Origin of the sequence: Flavobacterium aquidurense (assembly GCF_002217195.1) — a bacterium.
GTDB lineage: Bacteria > Bacteroidota > Bacteroidia > Flavobacteriales > Flavobacteriaceae > Flavobacterium > Flavobacterium frigidimaris.
This window is the reverse complement of sequence record NZ_MUGR01000009.1, coordinates 40,988-59,537: the sequence shown is the minus strand read 5'-3', so window position 1 is coordinate 59,537 and position 18,550 is coordinate 40,988. Positions and strand designations below refer to the sequence as shown.

General features: G+C 36.3%; 10 protein-coding genes. 1 reads left to right on the top strand and 9 read right to left on the bottom strand.

All coding sequences use genetic code 11. The annotated features are described in order from the left end of the window. Positions 1 to 204 precede the first annotated feature (204 nt). On the bottom strand, positions 205 to 960 hold the full coding sequence (locus tag B0A67_RS05740) for a DUF1349 domain-containing protein (RefSeq protein ID WP_072962381.1): 756 nt from the start codon (positions 958 to 960) through the stop codon (positions 205 to 207). A 103-nt stretch (positions 961 to 1,063) separates the two neighbouring features. Between B0A67_RS05740 and B0A67_RS05735 the strand changes: the two genes are divergently transcribed. Next, a complete protein-coding gene (locus B0A67_RS05735) occupies positions 1,064 to 1,837 on the top strand; it encodes a response regulator transcription factor (RefSeq protein WP_072962128.1) in 774 nt (257 codons plus the stop codon). A 90-nt stretch (positions 1,838 to 1,927) separates the two neighbouring features. On the opposite strand, the gene B0A67_RS05730 is transcribed toward B0A67_RS05735, so the two are convergent. The 8 genes from B0A67_RS05730 to B0A67_RS05695 form a co-directional block, all read right to left on the bottom strand. Beyond that, positions 1,928 to 2,491, bottom strand: coding sequence for a DUF2911 domain-containing protein (locus tag B0A67_RS05730; protein WP_072962126.1), 564 nt, complete (start codon positions 2,489 to 2,491; stop codon positions 1,928 to 1,930). A 104-nt stretch (positions 2,492 to 2,595) separates the two neighbouring features. After that, positions 2,596 to 4,407 carry a glycoside hydrolase family 2 protein gene (locus tag B0A67_RS05725; protein WP_072962377.1) on the bottom strand — a complete coding sequence of 604 codons (1,812 nt, stop codon included), beginning with the start codon at positions 4,405 to 4,407 and terminating at the stop codon, positions 2,596 to 2,598. A gap of 37 nt (positions 4,408 to 4,444) precedes the next feature. Continuing rightward, positions 4,445 to 5,302, bottom strand: a complete 858-nt coding sequence (locus B0A67_RS05720; protein WP_072962123.1) for a hypothetical protein — start codon at positions 5,300 to 5,302, stop codon at positions 4,445 to 4,447. 176 nt (positions 5,303 to 5,478) lie between these two features. Beyond that, a complete protein-coding gene (locus B0A67_RS05715; protein ID WP_072962120.1) occupies positions 5,479 to 7,896 on the bottom strand; it encodes a glycoside hydrolase family 2 protein in 2,418 nt (805 codons plus the stop codon). Between the two features lie 125 nt (positions 7,897 to 8,021). Then, on the bottom strand, positions 8,022 to 9,200 hold the full coding sequence (locus tag B0A67_RS05710) for a glycoside hydrolase family 88 protein (RefSeq protein ID WP_072962117.1): 1,179 nt from the start codon (positions 9,198 to 9,200) through the stop codon (positions 8,022 to 8,024). Between the two features lie 223 nt (positions 9,201 to 9,423). Beyond that, positions 9,424 to 10,941, bottom strand: a complete 1,518-nt coding sequence (locus B0A67_RS05705) for a RagB/SusD family nutrient uptake outer membrane protein (protein ID WP_072962113.1) — start codon at positions 10,939 to 10,941, stop codon at positions 9,424 to 9,426. A gap of 16 nt (positions 10,942 to 10,957) precedes the next feature. After that, positions 10,958 to 13,960 carry a SusC/RagA family TonB-linked outer membrane protein gene (locus B0A67_RS05700; RefSeq protein ID WP_072962109.1) on the bottom strand — a complete coding sequence of 1,001 codons (3,003 nt, stop codon included), beginning with the start codon at positions 13,958 to 13,960 and terminating at the stop codon, positions 10,958 to 10,960. A 213-nt stretch (positions 13,961 to 14,173) separates the two neighbouring features. Continuing rightward, positions 14,174 to 18,265: a two-component regulator propeller domain-containing protein gene (locus tag B0A67_RS05695; RefSeq protein WP_072962106.1), complete on the bottom strand. Its 4,092-nt coding sequence runs from the start codon at positions 18,263 to 18,265 to the stop codon at positions 14,174 to 14,176. Positions 18,266 to 18,550: the final 285 nt, after the last annotated feature.

Sequence of the window (18,550 nt, the reverse complement as noted above, 5' to 3'; positions counted from 1 at the left end):
TGTCTCAAATTATTTGAAATATACCAAAGATTCCTTAAAGCTTATTAGTCCTAACCTTATGAAATTATAACAGGCTTAAAAATGACCCATTTTAATTTAAATTTTGATGTTTATTAATTTGTTTTGTTTAATGAGAAGAGGCTGTCTATTTGTTTAGACAGCCTTTTTGGTTTGAAAGAGCATTAAAAAGTTTTAATTCAAAAACTAATTCCCCATTCTAAAATCAGTAACACTTTTCTGATCCAGGCTAATTTCCTCAAAAACGCTTTGAGTTCCTTTATCTACAGGACATTGCGTGCTAATTCCCATCCATATTGTTGCAGGATAATTGTTTTGATACAAACGAACCATTTGCCAGTTTTTTTTATCCAGAGAATAATAACTCGCTACAGTACGTGTATCAGATGATATTTTCATGTAGATTGTTGGGCTCTTGACAACATCGTGATTGTTATCATCAGAAGTTCCAATGGTTCGAACTGTTACAACGCGATGATTGCCGCGCTCGTCCTGCTCAAAACAGAATTTCTGATAGAAATTATCATGAACATAAATATATAGAACACCTGCATTGTACAACCCTTTCTCCGTAAATTCAGGCGTTACTTTTGCGATTAAAGTAAAGGGTTTGGTATTATCAACTTTAGACAATAGGATAGGAGCAGTATTATTGGATAATTCGCCGTTGGGATCAGAAAAATAATCCTTCTTTTCGCCTGCGCGGAAGACTACTTTACCATTTGCATCTGCTTTTGCCAAAGTATCGGCACCATTAACTGATTTTGTAAAATGAATATTTGGGAGTTTAATATCGCAGGGAATCCCATTGACAAAGGCAGAATCTACTTTTGTGCTGTTTGTTGAAGCTGCAGCATTGTTTTCTTTTTGGTTATTGTTCCCACAACTCGTTAGCAAAGTCAATCCTGATAAAATGCAGAGACCATAAAATTTTGATTTCATAAAATGCTTTTTTTTAATAGAAAAATTATATTTTAGTTTATCAAAAATACCACTGCTTTCCAAAAGCCACAATACGTAAAATTAACCATTTTTAATCCTGTTTATGTCAAATGTATCCGTCGGGAATCAATTATCAGCTACTTTATTAGAACAGACATTTTCGATCGAAGAATGCAATGATATAGAAACATTCAAACAATTAGTAGCAGGTTATGTGAGCCTTGATCAATGCGTTGCAGTATTGTCTGACTTTCAGGCGGATTGCAGTTATATTTATGCCGGTAATTTCGGAAAAGTATTCGGATTGCCTTCTGAAAACTCCGTTATTGATTCTGCTTTTGAAGAGTGTATTTTTACTAAAATCCATCCCGATGATTTAGTCGAACGCCACATCTTAGAATTGAATTATTTTGAATATCTCAAACGTCTGCCATATCAGGACAGCCATAAATACAGTACATCAAGCAGGATACGAACTCAAAACACAGTTGAGAATTGTGCCTATATCAACCATAGAACCATTTACCTGAAAAGTTTCAGCAACGGAAGTGTCTGGCTGGCCTTATGTCTCTATGCGCCGTCTGCAGATACGCAATCCCGTTTAGGAATTGACGGTAAAATAGTCAACATTGAAACGGGTGAAGTTATTGCGATCGAAAAATACAAACATTATCAACAGACGTTGCTCTCTAAGCGCGAACTTGAAATACTGACCCTTGTAGCCAAAGGAAGCAATAGTGCGCAAATTGCAGCACAGCTGAATATTTCAGTTTATACCGTTCGCCGACACAGACAAAATATTATAGAGAAAATGAAAGTGGCCAATACGACCGAAGCTGTAAAAACAGCTATGGTGATGGGAATTATTTCTATTTGAGGCAAATATTCTTTTTGAATAATACATATAAAAAAAGAGACACTAATTTGATTTAAGTGTCTCTTTGTATATCATTTTTATGGATAACAATTATTTAATTGTGATCGGAACTTCAACAGTTGTTTTATCCCATCCAATTACAAGATTAGTTACAGCACCCTGAGTTGTAAAAGCAATTGATAATGCTTCTATTACTGTTGAAACCGGTTTTACTGGAACTGAAACCCTTACAACATCTTTACTTTCGTCATAAGCATAACCTCCCCATAAATCAAGTTCTTTATTGATGATGATCGTCCATTTGTCTTTTTCAGGAATAGCAAATAAGCTATAAGTACCGGCAGGAACATTTTTACCACCAATAGTGACTGCTTTGTAAAATTTGATTTCTGTATTTTCGTTCGCACCAACTCTCCAAACTTCACCAAACTTTACGATATCACCAAAAATGGTACGTCCTTTTGCAGAAGGTCTTGCATAAGTAACTTTGATAACAGGATTAGGAGTATCCGTTTTTTTGAATTTAACTGCTTTGTTAGGGAAATAAGAAATATCAACCGGACTTGCATCAAGCGGAGCAAATTTTACCACATCCTGAGCTTGAACTGTAAAGGCAGCAAATAAAGTAACTACCAGTAAACTTAATTTTTTCATATGATTACAATTTTTAGAATAACTACAAAGTAAGTTAATAATGAAGAAATAACATATCATTACAGTTTGTTTTTTGTTAATGAATTGATAATAGTACTTAATTTTTATTTTTCTGTTTTCTTTTTGGCGTACCAGTTCTGCATGATATAAAAAGCTTTCTTTTTTTCACCGTCATTCGAAATTAAACCTTTACGATTGTAACCGTCCTGAATTCCGGGAAGCAATCTTTTTGGAGATCTGAAATCTACCAGAATCCATGGACTTAAACCACTAAGATGTGGTATTTTTTCGATCATCTTCAAATTCTGAATGTACAGGTATTCCTGATATTCCTCTGTCCAGCGTTCATTTTTTTCTCCGTGAAAGCCTGCTTTGGCATCTCCGCCAAATTCAGAAACGATTACTGGTTTGTTGTAAGGCGTGTTCCAAAACGTTTTTTCGGCATTTTCTAAATTACCTCCGTACCAGCCTAAATATTGGTTGAAAGCAATGATGTCAAGCGATTTACCAATTTCGTCATCGATCATTCCAACTCCGTTTACATTGTGCGTTAATAATGCAGCACTGATTAATCGGGTGGTGTCTAATGATTTTGTATGTGCTACTAAGTTTTTGATAAAAGTATTTCTGGCATCAGATATTGGAGTTTCATTGGCCATCGACCAGATAATAATAGAAGCCCTGTTTTTGTCTCGGGTTATGGCAGCTGTCAATTGTTCTTCGGCATTTTTATAGGTTTTCGCGTTGGTGAATTCCACTGTCCAGTACACCGGAATCTCTTCCCAAACCATCAATCCTAATTTATCTGCCATTCTGATAATGTTTTCGTTATGCGGATAATGCGCCAGACGAACATAATTGCAGCCCAGTTCCTGAGCCCAGTTTAATAAACGCAATGCATCTTGCTCAGAATTGGCACGTCCGCCTTTTGCATTCTCTTCGTGAATCGAAATACCACGCAAAAAGATTTGTTTTCCGTTTAATAGAATTTTGTCTTCCTGAGTTTCAATGGTTCTAAAACCAATATTGTCTTTCAGTTTTTGTCCGTTATAATCAATTACGACATCATATAATTTTGGATTTTCAGGCGACCAGTAGGAGATTTTCTTAGCAGGAATTTCAAAATTTAAAATTCCGTCAGCGCCCACTTTTCCTTTGTAATTGATTTTCAATTCAGGAATCGAAATCGCCACTTGATTTTGCGCCGAATTGAAATTGTTGATTTTTACGAAACCTGCAATCAAAGCTGCATTTGCTTTTTTAAGCTGAATGTTGTAATCTTCAACAAACGATTCGTTTTCTTCAATAAGGGTAACATCGCGCGTTATGCCGCCATAATTCCACCAATCCGTATTGATTGTAGGAACATCTTCTTTATGACGGGTATTGTCGACTTTTACCACCAGATAATTGTCTTTTGCTTTTACTATTGAAGTTACTTCATAATTAAATGGTGTAAATCCGCCTTCATGAGTCCCCAGTTTTTTGCCGTTCAGATAAACATCCGCCTTATAATTGATGGCTCCAAAATAAACAAAAAGACGTTTTTTACCTTTTAAGTCATAGTCGAAAGATTTCTTGAACCAAATATTTCCTTCATAATATTTAAGTTCCGGAACCTGCGAATTCCAATCGCCCGGAATTGTAATCTCAGGCGATTTATCAAAATCATATTCTACTAATTCCTGCTTGTTTACGGCATGATAATTATTAAAAAAAGCACCATTTGATGGCTTTGCCTGTTTATCATACTGATCGAGATGAAAACTGTAGAATCCTGTTTGATAAGGATCGATGATATAATTCCAAATACCGTTTAAAGAAGTTGTGGTTCTGTTTGGAACATTTGAAATCAGGTTTTGTGCGTGCCCGATAAAGACAGTTGTTAATAGTAATAAGGTAATTAGTTTTTTCATTCTTATATTTATTTTGATCATTTTATATTTTGGATAACTAATTATCTTTTCCCGATATAGTAGTTAATTCTTGTATGCTAAAATCCGAGAATCGCATTGTTTCATCTTTCATATTAGCAATATCTTTCAAACTGCGATACATTCCCCATTTCGGTCTAATGAAAGAATTATCAGCACGAATCGTTTGAATATTTGAGTTGCTGTATTTCATTAAAACAGTTCCGTCATCCACTTTTTTTATAGTTATGGCATAAGTTCCTTTTCTACCAACCTTAATAGTTTCTGTCGCTTCAACCCAAATTCCTTCAAACAGAGACATATCTACCGTTTGGTATTTTATCATTTTTGTAGCTTCATCCTTCACATAAATGAGTTCGAGTTGGTTAGAACCGTTCGTCATTTTTCTTAAAGTTAATGTAAACAAAGGATTGCCCGCATCGCCATCGACCGCTTTAATCTGATGTATATGGGTAAAATCCTTAGTTGGTTTAAATCCTGCCGGTATTTTAAAATGCCATTTGTATTGCACCGTTTCACCATTTATTCCCTTCAGATTATCAGGAGAAGGTTCGAATGATTTTATTTCGACACGCTGCCGGTCAGTTTTGCTTTTTACAGGTTCATTGTCCGGAGGTGTATTGCTCACATGTAGATGAAATTCAAAAACGTATTTCTTCAGATCGTTATCATAAACTTCCGTAATGTGACGACCAAAACCTGGGTGAATCGCATCCGGAGCTTCAACAGCACCCTCTTTCGTTCCGGGCGCGAATGCTTTTGTAATTAATTCATAAGTGCCAAGACCGTCGGGGCCATCAGCATTTAAGGTTACTTGCGTGTGACCTGCAAAACTTGTGAGTGCTACAGCTATTGTGTAAAAGATTGAATTTTTCATAGTTGTTGGTCTTTATTATTTCACGCAATCCTGAGAAGTTTTTTTACCACAGATTATCAGGATTAAAAGGATTTTGTTTCACGCAGATTTACGCTGATTTTGAAGATTTAATTAAAAAAAATCTGCGTGAAACAACAAACTTTGCGACTTTTCGAGATTAATTTAACCTCATTTACTTAATTCGCAATCTTTAAATATTCTCCTTTAAAACTCTGGTTTAAAGCCGTCATTTCAATCGGAATACCTGACCCATCAGGAATTACTTCAATAGAAGCTTTTCCATTTGCCATTTTTATGGATTCGCTCCCGGTCGGCGTTCCCTGATTTTTCATGGTTTTTCCACCTTTCAAACATTGGAAATAAACACTTTCCTCATAATCTAAACAACGTAAATTATTATTATCAATTGCAATTGCTGTAACTAAATAATTTCCGTTTTTTAATTTTTCTGATGACAATTGTAAGGATGTTGCCGTGTCATTTTTGTTAAAACGATAATTGACTTTTATAGTATCAGATACTTTTTTTCCACTTTTTGTTTCTCCAATAGCAATCAGGGTATTTTCGCCCTTCATGAAATTGACATCCCAAGTTAAGCCATTTGCGGGATAAAGCGAAAGGTTTCTTTGTTTTTGTCCCAATGATTTCCCCTGATGAAATAAAGTAACCTTGTCGCAATTGCTGAAAACACTCAATGTTCTTGGCGTATTTTCAGGTCCCTGACGTTCAGTCCAGGTATGGGATTCGATGTAGGTAAAAGGCTCATTGCTCCAGTAACTTTTAAAAACATAATAGGCATCTTTTGGATTTCCGTTTCTATCTACAAGTCCTTTTTGATTCATGTACGGGATATCGTCTTCGGGACGTAACGGCGTTGCAAAATCCTTAAATGCCCATTGCACATTACCCACGAACGTTGGGTCATTCTCGGATATATGCAAATGCCAGTCGAATAAATCAACGATATAATTCTCACTCCAATCGCCAATTTGCGCAATATTAGCTACTTTAGTTTGTACAATAGCTTCTTCCCAGCCTTCGGCTTTTATAATATTTTCGCCTGTAATAGGGTTCTCGCTATGACGCCCTACGTGACTGTCACCGCCATATTCAGCATGAATAAAATGTTTGTATTCTTTTTTGTAAACGTCAATGGCTTTTTGGTAGTTTTTATAACTTCCGGAATACCATCCAGACCAGATAGAAGGGGAGAAGACATCAACAATTTGTGACCCTTCGTAGTATTTTCTAATGGCTGTTTTTCGCATTGGGTCCATTTTATGGGCGATGTCGTTTAATTCGGTCAGAAATACGTTGGTTCTTTCAGTATTATCTCCGTCAGCAAAATCAGGCAGCCAATTCATTTCATTACCTAAAGACCAGATAATAATACTTGGATGATTGTAATTTTGGTTGATAATTTCGGCCAGCATATTTTTAGTATTGGTTTGCCAAAGTTCACCGCCAATTCCGCCGCGACACCAGGGCAATTCATCCCAAACCAATAAACCGAGTTCATCGCAGGCTTTGTAAATTTCAGGATCTTGAGGATAATGCGCGAGACGAACAAAATTGGCTCCCATTTTTTTAATGGATTCCATATCAGCGCGATGTTGTGCATTGCTCATTGCAGCGCCAACTCCGGCTTGTTCTTCATGACGATGCGTTCCTCTGATAAGCAATCGTTTTCCGTTCAGGTAAAACGGACCATGATCTTTAAATTCAAACCATCTGAAACCTACTTTTTCGTTTATACTGTCCCTGATTTGATTTTTCTGTGATAAAAAGGCAGTGACTTTATACAAATTTGGCTTTTCAGTATCCCACAATTCAGGGTTTTTCAGATTCTCAAATTTGATAGTCGTTGTTTGATCTGAAACCGGAATTGTTTTACTGGCGATCTTTTTTCCTTTTGGATTTTTAAGAACAACGGTCAACGATAAATCTTTGGCATTATCAGGATTTACTGTGGAGGCCACAATATGTAAAGAAGCTTTTTTAGCCGAAACTTCAGGAGTTGTAATTTTTAAATTCTCAATATGATTTTTGTATTTAGACAATAACCAGACATCGCGGGTTATTCCGCCATAAATAAAGAAATCACTTTTTTGAGAAGGGATAACTTCGATATCATAACTGTTATCTACCCTAACAAAAATTTCGTTGTTTCCTTCTTTAATAAAAGAGGTGATATCGATGGTAAAGCCAATGTATCCGCCAATATGTCCGCCGGCTTCTTTACCGTTTACATATACTTTTGTAGTTACATTTGATCCTTCAAAATAGATATAATAACGTTGGTTTTGATCTATTTGTGCAATGTTCAGCTTTTTTTGATACCAGCTGGCATCACGTCTGTAACCCGGATTGAGATCAGTTGCATCTTCGGCGTTCCAGGTATGGGGCAGGTTTAAGGAAATCCAGTTGGTCGCTTTTTGTGCTTCGCTAAGATTTGGAGTATGATTTTCGAGATACTGCCAATTTTCATTGATATTCATTTTTGTCTGAGCAAAACTGCTGCTCAGACAAATTTGAAAAAAAACAAAAAGTGCAAAAATAGGAAGTGTGTTATTGTGGTACGGTTGGTTCTTCATAGATTATATTTTTTTAGGTACTGAGGGATTTAGGTTCTAAGGGACAGGGTTTTTAAGCTTTTTAGCCTTTAATTTAAAAACTTAGAACCTCAGTACCTTAGAACCTCAGTACCTTTATGTCTTTCTTACTTTTTTCTCAACAATGCTTCCAGAAAATAATAGTCGGCATAGATAATAGGTTCGTCGATTTCGTCGTGTTTTGGCCAGTTTCCGGTACTATGATCGAATATAAAAGGAGCGTTTATTTTTGGGTCTAAAATATATTTATCCGATTGTAAAGTCGCAATTACTTTATCGGCATAAGCCAGATAAGATTTGTTTTTAGTGTAGCTGTACAATTCGTACAAAGCAGAAGCCATAACAGTTGCGGCAGAAACATCAAGAGCTGAATTCGGAATAGCAGGATCTCTAAAATCCCAATACGGAATTCCGTCTTCCGGAAGATTTTTATCAGTCATAAAAAATTGTGCTGTTGCTTCGGCTTGTTTTAAATAGGCCGGATCTTTGGTATATCGGTACGACATGGTAAATCCGTAAACCGCCCAGCCTTGTCCGCGTGCCCAAACCGAATCATCATTATACCCCTGAAGTGTCGTTTTCTTTCTAACAGCTCCTGTTGTTGGATTGTAATCAATAACATGGTAGCAGCTATGATCGTCCCTAAACTGATTTTTGAGCGTTGTATTGGCGTGCTGAATCGCAATATCCTGATACTTTTTATTGCCGGATAGTTTTGTGGCTTCAAAAAGCAATTCGAGATTCATCATGTTATCAATGATCACAGGATAATCCCAAATGTCTTTGTTGAAATCCCACGAACGGATTGCACCCACTTTTGCGTCAAAACGAGTACATAATGTTTCGGCACCTTTGATAATGACGTCTTTGTATTCTTGTTTGTTTTCTACTTTTAAAGCTTCTCCGTAAGCACAATATACTTTGAAACCTACGTCATGAGAATTTCTGTTTACGCTTTCTTTTTTACTGAAAGGCGTCCATTTTTCGGCTTGTCTTTTATATTCCTCATTGCCTGTCAATCGGTACAATTGCCAAAGATTTCCGGCAAAGAATCCGCTTGTCCAGTCGCGTGAGGGAACTTTCTTAATATCATTTGTTTTGATGGTCATACTTCTAGGCATCGACATCGAATCAACCGGATAATCGAGTAACATTTTATATCGTGTTTCCAGAAGGTTTTCTGCTGTTGCAGCGGTATTTTTTGTGGTAGAATTAATCCCGGATTTGCACGCTGTCGCCAGTAGTGCAAAACCCAGAATTAAAGCAAAAAAACTAACTTTATTCATACTTATTATTGTTTTTTAACGGAATTTAATTTCGTTGGCTTTAATTTTAAACACATAGAAGCATAGTTTTTAGGAAAGTTTAAAAAGGTACTTCACTTTACATAGTTATCTTTGAGAAACTCTTTTTAAAAATATAAGATCTATGTTTCTATGGGTTTAAATTTTTCACGCAGATTGAGCAGATTTTTTTGAGTCTAATAATCCAACAATCTTATACTCTATTTTAATACCCGGGATTGTTCGGTTTCAAATTAGGATTGATTGCTAACTCAGTTCCCGGTAATGGAAATAAATAATCTTTTTCCGGATTAAAATTAGCGTGCGGCTCAAAACCATTTGGACCAAAAACCTCAGGTCCGCTTTTCAATCTTTTGATATCGTACCATCTCACATATTCAAAAGCCAGTTCTAATCTTCTTTCATCGATAACCATTTTTCTAAAATCAGACTGAGATAATCCCGGCGCTACATTTGCTGGGAATGAAACCAATTTTCCGGCTTTGTTTCTGGCTCTGGCGCGCACTCGGTTTACATAACCATCAGCTTCTGTTGTTCCCGGAGTAATCTCATTCAGGGCTTCGGCAGCAGTTAGCAATACTTCTGCAAAACGCATCGTGATATAGTTGTGTTGAGAAGTTCTTCCGTTGGCACCTGCTTTTCCCGGAAAACGGAAATACTTGGCAATATGCGGACGTGGTGCTTTTTCATTATCACTTGAAGGATAAATTTGTAATGCTCCGCCCGGACCCGTTTTCTTTCTGATAATAGTATCAAAACTTACAGCTCTTCTGTAATCTCTTTTGTCCCAGTCGTTAAATACTTTTAAAGAAGGAACGGCAACAGAAAATCCTTGCCCGTAACTATAACTGTCGTCTTTTAAAGAACCGGTAAAAAAAGCGGTATAATCCTGACCGTAATTTCCTGAAACCAGATTATTGAAGTCAATGGTAAACAAAGGCTCTTTAAGGGTTGATGCCTTTGTGGCATTGAATAAATCCTGAAAATCAGCATCTAAACCCAAACCAAATTTAGCTTCGTTGGTGATCACGTATTTTGCTTCGTCATAGGCTTTTTGGTAATTGCCTAATGTCAGATAGACTGAGGCCAAATAACCTGCTGCAGTACCTTTTCCGGGAACTGCTTTTACTTTTGGTTTGTCTTCCAGCCATTGTTTGGCAAATTCTAAATCGGCAATAATTTTCGGATAGATTTCTGCTTCTTTGGATCTTGTTAATTTGTCAACCTGAGAAACTTCGTTTACGGCGAAATCAATGTAGGGAACATCGCCAAAAATACGTACCAGATGATAATAGGTAAATGCTCTTGTAAAATAAGCCTGCGCTACAATTGCATTTATTTTTGCCGGATCTCCCGGAGTTTTTTTAGCACCCGCAATAGCCTGATTGGCCGCTGCAATAATGATATACGACTGTGGCCAGAAGTTGGCAACAAGTGCATTAGTATCGTTCATATTCATATCGTTTACATCGATACGCGCCGCCTGAGTGGTTCTGTCGCCAATGTCGGCCATGTCATCACGCAGCATCAGGGCAATTGTAAATTCTCTTCCCCAGTAATTATTGTGGGCAATGTTGGCAAAACTTCCGTTTACAGCCGCTTGCAGGTCATCTGTATTTTTGAAGAAGTTTTCAGGGCGAATAATTCCCACCGGATGTTCTTCTAGATCTGAACATCCAAAGGCGAATATTCCCAAGAAAAGAAAAGCTATATATTTTTTCATAACGTTATTTTTTAAACTAGAATTTTAAATTAAAACCAAAAGTGAAGGTTCTTACATTGGGGTAACTTCCATAATCCAATCCTAAATTGGTATTACTTCTGGAATTGTTATCATTTAAGTAATTTACCTCAGGATCAGAACCCGGATATTTGGTAATTGTCCATATGTTTTGCGCACTGATGTAGAAACGAACTTTGCTCAATCCCATTTTTGAAACTATTTTATCGTCTAAACTATATCCGATCGAAACATTTTTTAAACGGATGTAACTTGCATCATACACAAATCTCGAGGTAACTCTTTTGGTTCTTGCAGCATTGATGGGCACGTTTGTATCGGTGTGAGTTGGTGTCCAGGCATCCAGCACTTCTGTAGTCGCATTGTTGTTTCCTGAGGCCAGTTCCATTAAAGTATAATTTAAAATCTGATTGCCTTCTGAACCCTGAAAGAAGATATTCACATCAATGTTTTTATAGGTGAAATCATTATTGAATCCAAAGATGAAATCAGGATTCGGATTCCCGATAATCGTTTTATCGTTAGAATCTAATTTTCCGTCACCATTTACATCTCTGAATTTTTCTCCTCCGGCTATAGTCTCAAAATTCCCCGGAAGAACTGTTTCTCCCTGCTGAATTACGCCATCATAAATAAAACCAAAGAACGATCCAACGGGTTGACCCACTCTTAAAATCTGAGAATCTGTAGCAAGGAAATGTCCGGGCGTAGAGTTGATTAAAAGATCTTTGTTATCGGCTAATTTTAATATTTTGTTTTTGTTCGAAGAAATATTAAAACTGGTTGACCAGGTAAAATCAGCACCAATAAAGTTTTTGGTGTTGATACCCAATTCCCAACCTTTGTTTTCTAATTCTCCCACATTTTGAAGCTGAGATGCGATTCCTGAAACTCCAGGTAACGGTCTGTTGAACAAAAGATCTTTGGTAATGGTTTTATAATAATCCGCTGTAACGTTGATTCTGTTATCAAATAATCCTAAATCAATTCCGTAATCCTGTTGATAGGAAGTTTCCCATTTCAAATTCGGGTTATTAATTGCAGTTAGTTGTACCGCATTTACAATCACATCACCACTTACATCATAAACTTCAGCAAATTTAGAAAGTGTAGAGTAGGCATCAATAGACGGATTTCCCGTTGCACCATAACTAGCTCTTAGTTTAAGATTAGAAACTGTTTTGTTGTCTTTTAAAAAGTTTTCTTTGCTAATATTCCATCCAATTGCTCCGGAAGGAAAAGTTCCGTATTTGTAGTTTTCACTAAAGCTGGATGAACCGTCACGACGTGCTGTAAAGGTAAACAGGTATTTATCGTCATAATCAAAATTCAGCCTTCCAAAAGCAGAGATCAATTCTGTTTCAGACAAACTTGATTCGGGTTTTAAGTAAACTGTTCCGGCGCCCAGATTGTGGTAAGAGTTGCTATTGGTCAAGAATCCTCTTGAGGCTGCATACGCACGTTCGTTTTTGTTTTTTTGATAAGAGTAACCTCCAAGAACCGTCAGTATTCCTTTGTTGATAATTTCACGTTTAAAGGTCAAATAATTTTCAGTCAGGAAAGAAGAAAATCTGGTGTTGTTTACAGAAGCTTCTCCTTTGATATTTTTTCCTGCAATTAAAGTGGATGGAATATACCTTCCGGTTTGAGCATTATTATCGGTCAGACCTAAAGTAGTTTTAAAATTTAAGTCTTTGGTAATTTGATACGATGCAAAGAAATTACTTCTGTTGACAATTGAAATCGTTTCAAGAATATTTTCCATCGCTGTTGCATACGGATTATCAATATCATCCCCAATTGGAGCCGTTGTAGTATAACTTCCGTCAGCATTATAAATTCCTTTGTCTGGCATAAATCGGTAAGCTGATGCAATTACGCCCGCAGCACCAGTTCCTCCTGCGCCCGTCTGACTTATAATTCCTTCTTTGTTTTGTTTGCTTTGAAATAAATTCAAACCTACTTTAAACTTATCAGATAAATCAGCTTCCAGGTTACTCACGATCGTATATTTATCAATTCCTGAATTAATAACCACTCCGTTTTGATTGAAATAGTTTCCCGAAACATAATACCTGATTTTATCAGAACCTCCTGAGAATGACAATTGTGTATTTGAAATCATTCCTTCACGATAAATGACATCCTGCCAATCTGTGTTTGCACCGCCATCAGTATGTGTGGTAAAACTTTTTCTATAGGCTACAAACTGCTCTCCGTTTAATAAATCTAATTTGTTGTTTACAGATTGTACCGATGTTGAATTACTGAATTCAATTACTGGTTTTCCTGGTTTCCCTTTTTTGGTGGTCACCATGATTACCCCGTTTGATCCTCTTGATCCGTAAATGGCGGTTGCCGATGCATCTTTTAGCACCTCGATAGAAGCAATATCACTGGGTTGTGGCATGGCTACTCCTGCAAAACCGTCAACAACAATAAGAGCATCTCCGCTGGCATTGATCGATGTTCCGCCACGAACCCTGATTTTTACCGGAGCTCCCGGTTCACCACCATTGTTGGATTGTACTGAAACCCCCGCCGCACGACCTTGTAAAGCCTGCTCTGCACTTAATGTTGGATAAGCAGTTAATTCTTTTGCTGTTACCGAAGAAACTGAACCGGTAATGTCGCTCTTTTTACGGGTTCCGTATCCTACAACAATTACTTCGTCAAGATTTTTGGTATCCGGTTTTAAACTGATATTGACTACCGTTTTATTCCCCAGCGGAATTTCGACTGTTTGATATCCTACATAATTAAAAACTAAGACAGCGTTTTTCTCTGAAACAATAACACTATAGTTTCCATCCATATCCGCAGATCCTCCAACAGAGGTTCCTTTGATATAAACATTAGCACCGGGAAGTCCGAGTAAGTCTTCGCTGGAAGTTACTTTTCCGGTGACTTTTCTCTCCTGTGCATTTACAACAATATTTACCAGTAAAAAAGCTACCAGCAAACACCATTTAAGCGATTTGAAATTTTGGTTTGTGAACATTCATTTTGGTTTTAGGTTAATGTTAGATAAAATAGAAAATCAATAAGCTCATTCCGATTATGATGATCACAAATAGAATTTGCAGTAAAAGGAATTTTGTTTTTTTGATCTTCATAAGGGCAAATGTAAGAGTCGCAAACGATATAGAAATACAAAAAAGGGTATCTAAAAATACAGATACCCTTTTTTAAACCCTTTAAAATAACGAATTTACTAAATTACGGCAGAAGATTTGAAAAACTTATCCGCAAATTGTGTTGGCGTTTCGCCGTACTTTTTTTGGAAGCATTTGCTGAAGTATTTCGGATTATTGAAACCTACTTTATAACTAATTTCGGAAACGTTTAATTTATTTTGCTCTAATAATTGAGCCGCACGTTTTAATCTTATTTCATGAATGAACTCGTTTGGTGTGTAATTGGTCCAGGCTTTTATTTTTAGAAATAACATGGTACGACTAACGCCCAATTCTGTACAGAAAAGCGGAATATCGAATTGCTCGTTCGAAATATTTTCTTCAACAATCTTAAACGCTTTTTTCAATAATTCTTCATCTAAGGACGAAACTGTTATTTCTGAGGGAATAAAGTTATCCTCACTGGAGAATTTGTTTTTCAGACGTTCCGTTGAATTCAGCAGGTTTTTTACGCGAAGTTTAAATTCGGTTAAATTGAAAGGTTTACTGATATAATCATCGGCACCACTTTCTAAACCTTCAAATTTATAGACCAGCGATGTTCTCGATGTTAAGAGAATAACCGGAATATGACTTGTTTTTAGATTCTCCTTGATTTTAGAACAAAGTTCTGTTCCTACCATTTCCGGCATTATAACATCGCTGATAATTAGATTGGGCAAATGCTGCAATGCTTTTTCAAAAGCTACTTTTCCGTTTTCAGCTTCAATAATATTGTAATCTTCTTTGAGTAACTTTTTCATGAACGAGCGCAGCACTTTATGATCTTCAACGATCAGGATGGTTTGCTTTTCATCGTTGACTACAAAATCATCAATATCTTCCGGTTCTGCTATTTCAGCTGTCTGTAATTGCGCGGTGTATTGATCGATATCATCACTAATTTTAAAATCAGTAATAATTTCAGAGTCTAAAAGATGCGCCCTGCCTAAGGGAAGTGTGACTTTAAAAACCACACCCTGAGTTTCTTTATTTGTGACTTTAATATCTCCTTTGTGGAGTTTAACGATGTTTTTCACAATCGAAAGTCCGATTCCGGTTCCTTTGTTGTAGTTTTTCTGCACGTTGTTGTGCATCGGAACTTCAAAAAACAAATCGAAAATTTTATCAATATGTTCCGGTGCAATTCCCACTCCTGAATCTTCTATTGCTATAAAAAGATTCTCACTGTCATGGGATATTTTAAGATGAATATTTCCGCCTTTTGGAGTGTATCTAAAAGCATTTGAAATCAAATTATAGAAAACACGCTCTAATTTATAGCGATCAAAATACACCGGAATTTCTTCTTCAGAAGATTCGAAAGTATACGTATAACCGCCGTCTTTGGCATATTCTATAAAAGACAGAAAGATTTCTTTGGTAAATTTTACAATGTTTCCCTCTGCCGATTCAAGGGTAACCTGATGATTTTCGAGTTTTCTGAAATCCATTAAACGGTTGATCAGGCTCAAAAGATGGTTGGCACTTCCTTCGATCACCAATAGTTTTTTATACATTTCATTGGTTCCGTTATATTTGGCGAGAATTTGCTGCAAAGGACCTAATATCAGGGTTAACGGCGTTCTGAATTCATGTGAGATATTAGTAAAGAAATCCAGTTTGGCAATATTATTTTCTTCAATTCGCTTGGTTTCCAGATATTCTAATTCGAGTTTTTGTTTGAGCTTGGCTTTCGATTTCATGATCCAGATTAAACCGTATAATCCAAGACCAATTACGATTCCGTACAATAAAAATGCCCAGATACTGCGCCAAGGAGCCGGTTTTACGATTACAGTGAGCGTTGTTGGAACTTTATTCCAAACCCCGTCATTATTGGCACCGCGAACTTCAAAAGTATAGGTTCCGGGATTCTGAATGGCAAAAATGGCTTCGGTGCTTTTAGTGGTGGTCCAGTTATTTTCTAAGCCAACCAAACGGTAGCTGTATTGATTGTTTTTAGACCGAATATAATTTGGAATTGCAAAATCGATCGAGAAATTTGCCTTATCATAATCCAGTGTAATTGTTTTGGTATAACCGATGCTTTTTTCTAAAATGCCAATGGAATCATTGGGATTTATGGTTTGATTTTTAATTTTAAGGTTGGTAATTAATACTTGCGGGGCATATTTATTTAAAGAGATCTTTTTAGCATCAAAATAAGTGGCTCCCGATGGACTTCCGAAATAAAATTGATTCGAATCAAGTTTCAAAGCGGCATTATCATTAAATTCATTGCTCGCCAAACCATCTTTTTGATCGTATATCACAACGGTTTTTAGTGTGGTACTGTATTTTATAATGCCCTGATTGGTACTGATCCATAGGTTTTTATCGTCATCTTCAAGTATAGAATGTATCGAAGTAATGATTGTGTTTCCTACCTTTAGATTGATTTTATTGAATTTTTTTCCATCAAAATAATGCAGGCCTTTCGCTTTTGTTCCTACCCAGACTTTCTTTTGACTGTCCTGAAACAATGTCAGAATATCATCTCCGGTTAAAGAGGCCGAATCAAAAAAGTAATGTTGGATCGCGTATTTATGAGGATCAAAATTATGGAGCGCAATGTAATTCAGTCCATTTTGTGTCCCCACCCAAATTCCTTTTTTTTGATCCACTAAAAGAGTACGGACAATTGTATTGGTGAGATAATTGGCTTTTGTATTATCGTTTTGAATCGTTTCAAAGGTTTTAGAAAGGGTGTTGTACCGAATCAAACCTTTGCCAAAAGTGCCAATCCAGATGATATCATTTCCTTCGGCTTTGATAGCATACACGCCGGATTCTTTTAGTAAAGCATTTAAATCCGGAGCAATTCTATTGTCTTCGATTCTTTTTGTAATGGTATTATAAGCCGATAATCCTTTTAAGAATGTCCCGATCCATAAAATATCGCCCGAAAGACACATCGATTTTATATCATTTTTAACGGTTTGACCGCTCTTACTGTTGATGTAACTCGTCGCTTGGGTATTCTTATTGTAAATGGTAATGCCGCCGCCTTCAGTCCCAAAATAGATATTGTGGTTTTTGTCAGCAATAATCGAACTCACAACATCAAAACTCATCGGAATCTTTTTTGAATTCTGATTGTAGTTGGAGAAATTCACATTGGAAATATCCCAGATATTAACGCCTTTGTAATAACAACCAATCCAGACAGAGCCTTTTCGATCCATAAAAACCGACTTTACTTTGTCAATTCCGTTGCTGTTGTTACTATTGTTTATTTTCTGAATGCTTTTGTCTTTTCCCAAAATATAGATTCCGTCGTAGGCGCCAATCCATAAAGAACCTTGACTATCAATAGCCAAAGAGCGAATATCCGTATTGATTTCACGGTATTTATCATCGGATAAAAAAGAAACAAAACAATTTGAGGTCTTATCAAATTTTAAAAGTCCTTTATTTTTTGTTCCAACCCATAAATTACCTGAAGCATCTTCAGTAATCGCCTGAACATTCAGAAGATCAATAGTATTTAAAGGATAATTTTTAAACAAAAGTTTTCCGTTTTTCCGATCTGTAAGTTTACATAAACCTTTGGTTGTGCCAATCCATATTTCGCCTTTTTTAGTTTTTAGGATCGTAATAATATTGTTGCTTGGTACCGTTGTATGGTCTGTGTCAGAATGAAAAACAGACGAAAATAGTTTTGATTTTTTATTATAAACAGTTAATCCTTTTGAAGTTCCAAACCACATTTCGTCGCCAATTTCTTTGATCGACCAAATGGCATTGCTACTTATCGTGTGATTGTTTTTGGTGTGCAAATATCGTGTAAAAGTATTGCTGAGAGGATCATAACAATTGAGTCCATTGTAGGTGCCTACCCAGATTTTACCTGTATTATCTTCTTCGATAGATAAAATATCATTGTTGCTGATCGAATGTTTATTGGTCACATCATTTCTGAAAATGGTGAATTTGCTTCCATCATATTTATTTAGTCCGTCTCGTGTCCCAAACCACATTTGCCCGAACTTATCCTGATGAATAGCGATGACAGAACTCTGCGAAAGTCCGTCAGTAGTCGAGATATTTTTAAGGCGGTATTTATTCTGGGAAAATACATTCCCGAAAATAAGTACAGTTAGAAGAAAGGCTATTTTGTATTTCATAGCATTTTTTTTTAGGTTCAAAGGAACAAAGTGATAAAGTTTATTTTTGCCACGAATTCACGAATTTTTTCTAATATATTGAGCACAATCATTCGTGAATTCGTGGCTATTTTTTATACCAGGGATTAATCTTTATACCGATGGCTATCTGGGGTGCATTTTTTTTAACACATAGAAACATAGATTTTCTTTGTCAAATAAGGTAATTCAAAAAGCTAGTTTTTACACATAGCTAAACCTTAAGTACTATGTTTTTTAATGTAGAGTGAAACGCCTTTTTTTACG